General features: G+C 71.2%; 9 protein-coding genes. 8 read left to right on the forward strand and 1 reads right to left on the reverse strand.

What is annotated here, in order from left to right; translation table 11 throughout:
• From ACRDP3_RS19745 to ACRDP3_RS19770, 6 genes are all read left to right on the forward strand, one after another.
• A partial coding sequence (locus ACRDP3_RS19745; RefSeq protein WP_431518297.1) for a terpene synthase family protein occupies positions 1–596 on the forward strand: 596 nt, incomplete at its 5' end.
• Between the two features lie 15 nt (positions 597–611).
• Positions 612–1496, forward strand: coding sequence for a geranyl diphosphate 2-C-methyltransferase (locus ACRDP3_RS19750; RefSeq protein ID WP_431518298.1), 885 nt, complete (start codon positions 612–614; stop codon positions 1494–1496).
• 144 nt (positions 1497–1640) lie between these two features.
• Entirely contained in the window at positions 1641–2984 is a 1344-nt protein-coding gene (locus ACRDP3_RS19755) for a HEAT repeat domain-containing protein (RefSeq protein WP_431518299.1), read from the forward strand.
• Between the two features lie 11 nt (positions 2985–2995).
• Positions 2996–4180, forward strand: coding sequence for an amidase family protein (locus ACRDP3_RS19760; protein ID WP_431518300.1), 1185 nt, complete (start codon positions 2996–2998; stop codon positions 4178–4180).
• Positions 4181–4210: 30 nt separating this feature from the next.
• Positions 4211–4585 carry a metalloregulator ArsR/SmtB family transcription factor gene (locus ACRDP3_RS19765; protein WP_431518301.1) on the forward strand — a complete coding sequence of 125 codons (375 nt, stop codon included), beginning with the start codon at positions 4211–4213 and terminating at the stop codon, positions 4583–4585.
• On the forward strand, positions 4582–5082 hold the full coding sequence (locus ACRDP3_RS19770) for an SRPBCC family protein (RefSeq protein ID WP_431518302.1): 501 nt from the start codon (positions 4582–4584) through the stop codon (positions 5080–5082). The genes ACRDP3_RS19765 and ACRDP3_RS19770 overlap by 4 nt, the downstream gene beginning before the upstream one ends.
• Positions 5083–5110: 28 nt before the next feature.
• Here the strand turns inward: ACRDP3_RS19770 and ACRDP3_RS19775 are convergent, their stop codons facing one another.
• The gene (locus ACRDP3_RS19775) at positions 5111–6037 is read right to left on the reverse strand and encodes a DMT family transporter (RefSeq protein WP_431518303.1); all 927 of its coding nucleotides are present in this window, start codon (positions 6035–6037) and stop codon (positions 5111–5113) included.
• A gap of 526 nt (positions 6038–6563) precedes the next feature.
• Between ACRDP3_RS19775 and ACRDP3_RS19780 the strand changes: the two genes are divergently transcribed.
• On the forward strand, positions 6564–7199 hold the full coding sequence (locus ACRDP3_RS19780) for a transglycosylase family protein (RefSeq protein ID WP_431518304.1): 636 nt from the start codon (positions 6564–6566) through the stop codon (positions 7197–7199).
• A 451-nt stretch (positions 7200–7650) separates the two neighbouring features.
• On the forward strand, positions 7651–8923 hold a 1273-nt coding region (gene nhaA / locus ACRDP3_RS19785), incomplete at its 3' end, for a Na+/H+ antiporter NhaA (protein ID WP_431518305.1).

Here is an 8923-nt window from a genome sequence, read left to right on the forward strand (position 1 = left end):
GCCCCCGGCGCGCCTACCGCTCCGCCATGGAGTACTTCCTCCAGGAGGCCACCGCCGGCCAGGCCGACCGGTACCGGCACGACATGGCCCGCCTGCACCTGGGATACCTCGCGGAGGCCGCCTGGGCCCAGACGGACCACATGCCCGAGGTGTGGGAGTACCTGGCGATGCGCCAGTTCAACAACTTCCGTCCGTGCCCGACCATCACCGACACCGTCGGCGGCTACGAACTTCCGGTGGACCTGCACGCCCAGCCCGCCATGCAGCGGGTCATCGCGCTCGCCGGCAACGCGACCACCATCGTCAACGACCTGTACTCGTACACCAAAGAACTCAAGAGCCCGGGCCGGCACCTGAACCTGCCCGTGGTGATCGAAGAACGTGAGGGGGTCTCCGACCGGGAGGCCTACCTGAAGACAGTCGAGGTCCACACCGACCTCATGCACGAATTCGAGTCCGCAGCCGCCGAGCTGTCCGCCGCCTGCCCGGTGCCGAGCGTGCCGCGCTTCCTGCGGGGAGTGGCCGCCTGGGTCGACGGCAACCACTACTGGCACCAGACCAACACCCATCGATACAGCCTGCCCGACTTCTGGTAAGGAACGGATTCATCTGTGACCAGCACCGAGCACACCACCGTCCAGGGCGCCACCGCGTTCATCCCCGCCCAGGCGTCGCCTTACCAGGGTGACATCGCCCGCTACTGGGACCAGGAGGCCAGGCCCGTGAACCTGCGCCTCGGCGACGTCGACGGGCTTTACCACCACCATTACGGGATCGGCGACGTCGACCACGCCGCCCTCGAGGGCACCGCCGACGGCGCGTGCGAGAAGAAGCTGATCGCCGAACTCCACCGCCTGGAGTCGGCGCAGGCAGACTTCCTCCTGGACCACCTCGGCCCCATCGGGCGTGACGACACGCTCGTGGACGCCGGGTGCGGCCGGGGCGGTTCGATGGTGATGGCCCACCAGCGATTCGGCTGCAAGGTCGAGGGCGTCACCCTGTCGGCGAAGCAGGCCGATTTCGCCAACCGACGCGCCCGTGAACTCCGCATCGAGGACAGCGTTCAGGCCCGCGTGAGCAACATGCTCGACACGCCCTTCGACGCCGGGCAGGCCGCGGCCTCGTGGAACAACGAGTCGACGATGTACGTCGACCTGCACGACCTCTTCGCCGAGCACTCCCGCGTCCTGGAGGTCGGCGGGCGCTACGTGACCATCACCGGCTGCTGGAACCCGCGTTACGGCCAGCCCTCGAAGTGGGTCTCCCAGATCAACGCGCACTTCGAGTGCAACATCCACTCCCGCCGCGAGTACCTGCGCGCCATGGCCGACAACCGTCTCGTTCCGCAGGCCGTCGTCGACCTGACTGCGGCGACCCTGCCCTACTGGGAGTTGCGCGCCACCTCTTCCCTGGTCACCGGCATCGAAGAGGCGTTCATCAACTCCTACAAGGACGGATCCTTCCAGTACGTCCTGATCGCGGCCGACCGCGTCTGACCGATCGCCGACCGACGACCGCCGATCGGCAGGGCCGGGGCCGGGCAGCAGCGGTAGCTGCACCGGACGGAAAATTCACCTGCGCGACACGTAGGCGGCTGGCAGGGTGAGGGCTTCTGCTGACGCACCAACGGGAGGCAGCGGATGGCGGAAAGCCGAGGCCTGACACCGCTCCCGCAGCCTTGTGCGCCGGCGCGCGACTGGGTGCGGTACGACCTGGCCGTACGCCGGATTCACTCCTGGTTCCCGCAGCCCGGCACCGTGCCGGAGCAGGCCGGAGTGCCGTCCGAGGCGTTGTGCCACGGCGACGGACGGGTGCGGGAAGCGGCGCTGCGCGGGGAGATACCAGACGGGCTGCTATCGCTGGTGGTGCTGCGCTGCGCCGACTGGGCCGGCCCGGTCAGGGATGCCGCGCGGGCCGTCCTGACCGGGGCAGCGCCGGAGACGCTTGTCGATGCGGCGGAGACCGTGCTGCGGGTGGCCGCGCGCCGGCACGGCGGGTACGCCGAGGAGTTGCTGCTGACCCGGCTCGCGCAGGGCGAACAGGCCCTGCAGGAGCGGGCGTTCACCCACCCCTCGCGCCGGGTACGCCGGTGGGCCTTCCGGCAGGCCGTCGAGGGCGGGTCGCTCACCGTGGCGCGGCTCGCGGAAGGTGCCGTGAGCGACCCCGACGTGCTCGTCCAGGAGACATGCGCGACCGCCGCGCTCGCCTCGTCCCCGGTGCCGGAGGACGTCCACGACCGGATGCTTAGCGCCCGCGCAGCACGCGTACGCGCCATCGCCGTCACGGTATTGCGCAGGACAGGGCGGCAGGGCAAGGCCGAGGCGATGCTGACCGACCGCTCCGCGATGGTGCGCGCCTGTGCGCAGTGGGCGGTCCGTACGACGGGGAGCGAACCCGCGCGCCACTACCGTACGGCGCTCGCATCAGGCGGGGCACTGACGCGAGGTGTGGTCGCCGGGCTGGGCGAGTGCGGTGGAAAAGCCGACGCGGCTCTGCTCACCCCGCTGCTCACGGACCCGCGTGCCGCCGTACGCGCCGCGGCGGTCGGGGCGCTGCACAACCTCGGCGCCGCTCACCCGGAGTGCCTGGCGCCGTTGCTGGACGACCCGTCCCCCGCGGTCGTACGGCGTGTGGCCGTGGCGCTGGAACCGGACGCCTGCACGCTCCCGGTCGACGGACTCCGCGCGCGCCTCGCACCCGAGCACCCCGGCCACGTCCGCCGCGCCGCCCTGCGCCTCCTGGGCGCGCACAGCCGCGGACTGGCTCCGCTCCGCGCCGCCCTGGCACTCGTCGACGACGCCGACCCCGCCCTACGCGCCCGCGCCCACGCGCTCGCCACCCGCTGGTCACCGCCCGACTCGGCCGCGCTGTGCGCCGCCCTCCCGGCCCGCGAACGCGCCCGGCTCTCCGCCGAGATCGAACAAGCGGCCCCCTCCCTCGGCCCCCACCCCGTCCGCGTCCTGCGCTGGATACTCCAACTTTGAGGACCGGCGGGATGTCCGCCTGCGAGATCGCGGCCGACGTCAACGCGGGCCGTTCGTCGGCGGGCCAGATGGCCGGAGCGGCGCTGCGACGCATCACGCGGGACGATGCCGGGGTGCGGGCGTTCACGAAGCTCTGGACCGGGTTCGCCGCCTGGCAGGCGGAGAAGGTGGACCGCCGCATCGAGGCGGGCGCGCGGTTGCCGCTGGCCGGAGTGCCCTTGGCGGTCAAGGGCACTGAGGGACTGACGTCCCCGCAGACGGTCCGCCTCATGGAGGCTGGATGCGTGCCGGTGGGCGCGACGTCCACACCCGGCCCGGGAACCCGCTGGCAGACCTGGGGCGACACCGAGCGCGGCCCGACCCTCAACCCCTACGACCCGTGCTGGAGCCCGGGCGGCTCCTCGGCCGGTTCGGCCGCCGCCGTGGCCGCCGGCATGGTGCCCCTGGCCACCGGCAGCGACGGCGCCGGGTCGGTGCGCATCCCGGCGGCCTGGTGCGGCGTTGTCGGACTCAAGCCGACCAACGGCCTGGTGCCCGCCCGGGACCGGGCCGGCCTGAACGTCGCCGGACCGCTTGCCCGTAACGTGCGGGATGCCGCCGCCTACCTGGATGCCCTCGCCGTCACTGCGACGCCGGCCGCCCTTGGTCCCCCGACCCGGCCCCTGCGGGCGGCCTGGTCGGCGACGTTGGGATACGCCGAGACACAGGAGCCCGTGGCCGAGACGGCGTTCACCTCCCTGGGAACCCTGGCCGAGGCCCGAGCCATCGACATCCTCGACGTTCCCGTACGGCTCACCGACCCCGTGAACTGCTGGCGCGGTCTGCGCCGCCATGACCCGGCGGACAGGAAGCGCGCCGCGCGGACAAGAGCCGCCATCGGCCGAGAACTTGAGCGCGTCTTCGCCGCCGTCGACCTCGTGGCCACCCCGACCACTCCCAGCACACCCCACGGGCACCAAGGCCCCGGGAACGTCATGAGCGTCGCCCTGACCTGGGCCTTCAACATCAGCGGACACCCCGCCATCAGCATTCCTGCAGGATTCACCGCAGCCGGCGAACCGGTCGGCCTCCAGCTGGTCGCCCGGCACGGCAGGGAAGCCGACCTGCTGGCGGTTGCGCTGGCCGCGGAGCACGCGGCGACGGCCCCACCCCGAAGGTCGTCCACTGGAGGTTCCCGGCCACCGCATCACTGGTAGATCCGTAACCCATAGGTTACGCTTCTTGCTGTGGACGACGTGGCCGACGCGATCGCGGATCCCGTACGCAGGGACATCCTCCTCATGCTGCGCGGCACCCGGCTCACGCCGGGCGAGATCGCACACCGCTTCACCATCAGCCGGCCCGCGATCAGCCGCCACCTGCGCGTACTGCGGGAGGCCGGCCTGGTCCGCGACGAGCCCGTGGGCCGACAGCGCTTCTACGTACTCGACCCGGCGCCCATGGCCGAACTCGGCGAGTGGCTCGCCCAGTTCGCGGAGCCGGAGTCCGCCCGCTGGGAGCAGCGGCTGGACGCGCTGGAGACGGAGGTCCGCCGCACTGGCCGGGAGCGGGCCGCGCACCGCAGGACACGACCTCACGAACGCACGGAGAACACCGCATGACGACCGATTCCACCCCCCGGCTCCTGCGCACGGCCGAAGGCAGCGACCTCGTGCTCACGCGCACCTTTCGAGCCCCCATCGACGATGTGTGGGCGAGCGTCACCGAACCCGAGCGCACGGCGCGGTGGTTCGGCCCCTGGGAGGGGCAGGCCGCGCCCGGCCGCACGATCAAGGTCCGGCTGGCGTTCGAGGAGGAGACGCCCTGGTGCGAGATGCACATCGACCTGTGCGAGCCGCCCCGGCTCCTCGCCGTCTCCACGTCCGACGAGGCAGGCGACTGGCACCTGGAACTGCGGCTGTCCGAGACGGGCGGCAGGACGGAACTCCAACTCGTCCAGCACCTGACCGGCGCGGAGGGGGTCGGCGAGATCGGACCGGGCTGGGAGTACTACCTCGACATGCTTGTCGCCTCACGCGACGGCACCGCGACACCGAGCTTCGGCGACTACTACCCCGCACGGAAGGCACAGTTCGAAGAACTCGCCGCCGGGATCTGAACGCGAGGACTTCGCGCGGCCCGGACGTTCATACCCGCTGCGACCGGGAGGGGGACCTCCGGAACCTGCCGTGCGCGGCCAGGATCCCGGCGATCACCAGGGCGGCACCGACGGGCTGGTTCCAGGTCAGTGGCTCGCGAAGGACCAGGATGCCCAGGACCACGCCGACGACCGGGGTCAGGTAGGTGACCGCGGAAGCGTTGGCGGCTCCCCACGCTGCCACGACATTCGTGTTCCAGACGTAGGCAAGCCCGGTGCCGACCGCACCGAGGGCCACCATGCTCAGCACCACGGACGACGTGAGGTGTACGGGCGTGTCCGCGGCCAGCGACGTGGCGAGCCCCAAGATGACAGCGCCGGTGGTGACTTGGATGAACGCCACCGTCACAGCCGGGATGCCGCGACCGGTCACGAACCGGCGCAGGTGGACGAAGGCCAGGCCGTAGCTGGTGGTGGCGGCCAGGCAGGCCAGCTGCGGCAGCAGCCCGCCACCTCCGGAGCCGAGCGACCACGGCCCCACGATCACCAGCACTCCGGCGAAGCCGAATCCCAGTCCGGTCCCCCGGTCACGGGTGAGGCGCTCACTGCTCAGCAGCACCGTCGCGAACGCCATGGTGGTCAACGGGGTGGTCGCGTTGTAGATGCTCGCCAGCCCGGACGAGATCTCCTGTTCCGCCCACGCGAACAAGGTGAACGGCAGGACGCACAGCAGCAGGGAAACAACGGTCAGGTGACCCCACAGGGAGCCGTCCCGCGGAATCCGGCTCCGGGTGACCAGCATGACCAGCCCCAGCAGCAGTGCGCCGAACACCATCCGCGCCGCCACCACCTGCACGGGTGACAGCCCGTCCAGACCGATCTTGATGAACAGGAAGCTGGACCCCCAGGCCAGCGCTAGGAGGCCGAACTGCACGGCCACGCCGACCTGGCTGACCGCGGACCTGCCGCTCCTCATGACGCTCCTTGGATGTGTCCGTTCCGCGGGCTGCGGACTGTCTAGCCAAGCAACTGCGCAGGTCACAGCGCTGGCGACTTTCGGACGTGGCGTTCATGACCGGAGAGGGCTCGCCGAACGCGCGAACGAGCTGTCCACCTTGCGGGCTGCGGGCGTTCCCCGGCCCACCGGTTGGCCTGTCGCCCCGGCACGGGGGCCCGGGGCGGCGCCGACGGCGCCGGGCAGGCGGGCCAACCGGCGGGCCGGAGCGCGCGGTTGACGCCTGGTTGAGGAGAGCCATGCCACAGCCGCGCCCGCCCACGATGTGACGCTTCTCTCCGGGGTGCCCCGGCGAAGCCCGGTTGTCCGGTTCACCCCTATCCGGTTGACCTGCGGCGATGGTGGCTACTGGCCTGTTCCGTGGGCCAATTGATCACTCACGGGGGTTTTGGTCCGCCCCCCGGGGTTGTGCTTACGGTCCCAGCGTTCGATCCGTTCGCCACAGATCCTCAGTGGTGAACTCCTCGACCGTTAGGAAACATTCACCATGCTGTTCTCCGGCAAGGACCGTAACCGTGGGCCGGTCAAGGCCGCCCGTCTCGCCGTCGTGACCGGCGTCGCGGGTGCCGCTGTCGCCATCCCCATGGTCACGGCTACCGGTGCACAGGCCGCCTCGGTCAGCACCTGGGACAAGGTCGCCCAGTGCGAGTCCAGCGGCAACTGGCAGGCCAACACGGGCAACAGCCACTACGGGGGCCTGCAGTTCTCCGACTCCAGCTGGAAGGCGGCCGGCGGCACCCAGTACGCGCCGCGCGCCGACCAGGCGAGCAAGGAGCAGCAGATCGCCACGGCGGAGAAGCTGCTCGACATGCAGGGCCCGGGAGCCTGGGAGTGCGCCGGTGAGGGCGGCCTGACCGCCGACGGCGCCTCCGCCGACGTCAACCCGGACAGCGGCAGCGACAGCGACGCGAATGCGTCGCCGGAGCACGAGCCGCAGGAGTCCGCCCCGGCCCAGCCGAAGCCGTCCGGTGACGGCAACTACGCGGTGAAGTCCGGCGACACGCTCGGCTCCATCGCCGCCTCGCACGACGTCGACTGGAAGCAGCTGTACGACGACAACAAGTCCGTCGTCGGCGGCGACGCCAACCTGATCCACCCGGGTCAGAAGCTGCAGGTCGGCTGAGACCGGCCACCTGCCCACAGCAGCCGCGGCCCGCGCTCCCACCCCCGAGAGCGCGGGCTGCGGCCTGTTCGCGTGCGGCAAGGGGCAAAAGGGTCGGCAGACCGGTGCTCACGGGACTTCGGCCGATGCCCTCACCCCCGTCGAGGGCATCGGCGCGCGCCCCGCCGTGCATGTTCCGGCGTTGCACATGGTGCCATCCGAACGCACAAGCACACATTGCCAGAGGGCAGTGACAATGCTCGCGCTGACGTACCGCCAGTAACCGTTGCGCCGCCGGTCCGGACCGCTTCACGGCCCCGAGCACCCGCGCGGCTTTCGGCGGGCCCAGGCCGGCCACCAGGTACGGTGTAAACAACTCGTCAAGATCGATGCAGTCATGGTGTGCCGGGAAGTCTGGTCGGCGGCGCTTTCGAGCGTCTAGGTAGCCTCCCGACCCCAGGAGCCCCCGCCGATGCCGCCGTCGAAGCCCACGCCTCCCGCCAGGCCGCAGACCTCCCTCTTCGCCCGCCCCTCCGCGAGCGAACGCCGCCTGCTGACGGAGGCCCTGCGCACCGAGACGGTCGGCGGCATGGTGCTGCTCGCCGCGGCGCTGCTCGCGCTGGTCTGGGCGAACACCCCGCTGAGTGACTCGTACGAGACCGTCCGCTCGTTCCACTTCGGCATCCCGGCCCTCGGGCTCGACCTGTCCGTGGAGCACTGGTCGGCCGACGGGCTCCTCACCGTCTTCTTCTTCGTCGCCGGCATCGAGCTGAAGCGCGAACTGGTCGCGGGGGAGCTGCGCAGCCCCGCCGCCGCCGCCCTCCCCGTCGTCGCGGCTCTCGCCGGGATGGCGGTACCGGCCCTCGTCTACACCGTCACCAACCTCAGCGCCGGCGGCCGACTGGACGGCTGGGCGGTGCCCATGGCCACCGACATCGCCTTCGCACTAGGCGTCCTCGCCGTGATCGGCACCCATCTGCCGTCCGGCATCCGCGCCTTCCTCCTCACCCTCGCCATCGTCGACGACCTCGGCGCCATCCTCGTCATCGCCGTCTTCTACACCTCCACCCTCAACTGGGCGGCCCTGGTGGGCGCGTTCGCCGGACTGGCCCTCTTCCGGGTGCTGCACATCAACCTCGGCGTGCGCGGCTGGTACGTGTACGTGCCGCTCGCCCTGGTCATCTGGGCGCTGATGTACAACAGCGGCATCCACGCCACCATCGCCGGTGTGGCCATGGGCATGCTGCTGCGCTGCCTCCCCCGCAAGGACCGCGACGGTAAGCCGGTGGAGGAGACCTCGACCGCCGACCGCGTCGAGCACCGGATGCGCCCGCTGTCCGCTGGCATCGCCGTACCGGTCTTCGCCCTCTTCGCGGCGGGCGTCGGCGTCTCGGGCTCCGCGCTCGCCGAGATGCTCCGCGAGCCGGAGTCGCTGGGCGTCCTGCTGGGCCTGTTCGTGGGCAAGTTCGCCGGCGTCTTCGGCGGTACGTACCTCGCGGCCCGCTTCACCAGGGCACGCCTCGACCCGTCCCTGGCCTGGTCGGACATGGCGGGTGTGTCGATGCTGGCGGGTATCGGCTTCACGGTGTCGCTGCTGGTGACGGAGCTGGCCTTCAAGGACGCGGCAACCATGGACCTGGTGAAGGCGGCGGTGCTGATCGGGTCGCTGCTGTCGGCGGCGGTGGCGTGCGTACTGCTCAAGACCCGCGACGCGAAGTACCGCGCGCTGTGGGAGGAGGAGACCC

This window comes from Streptomyces sp. (assembly GCF_050698815.1).
GTDB lineage: Bacteria > Actinomycetota > Actinomycetes > Streptomycetales > Streptomycetaceae > Streptomyces.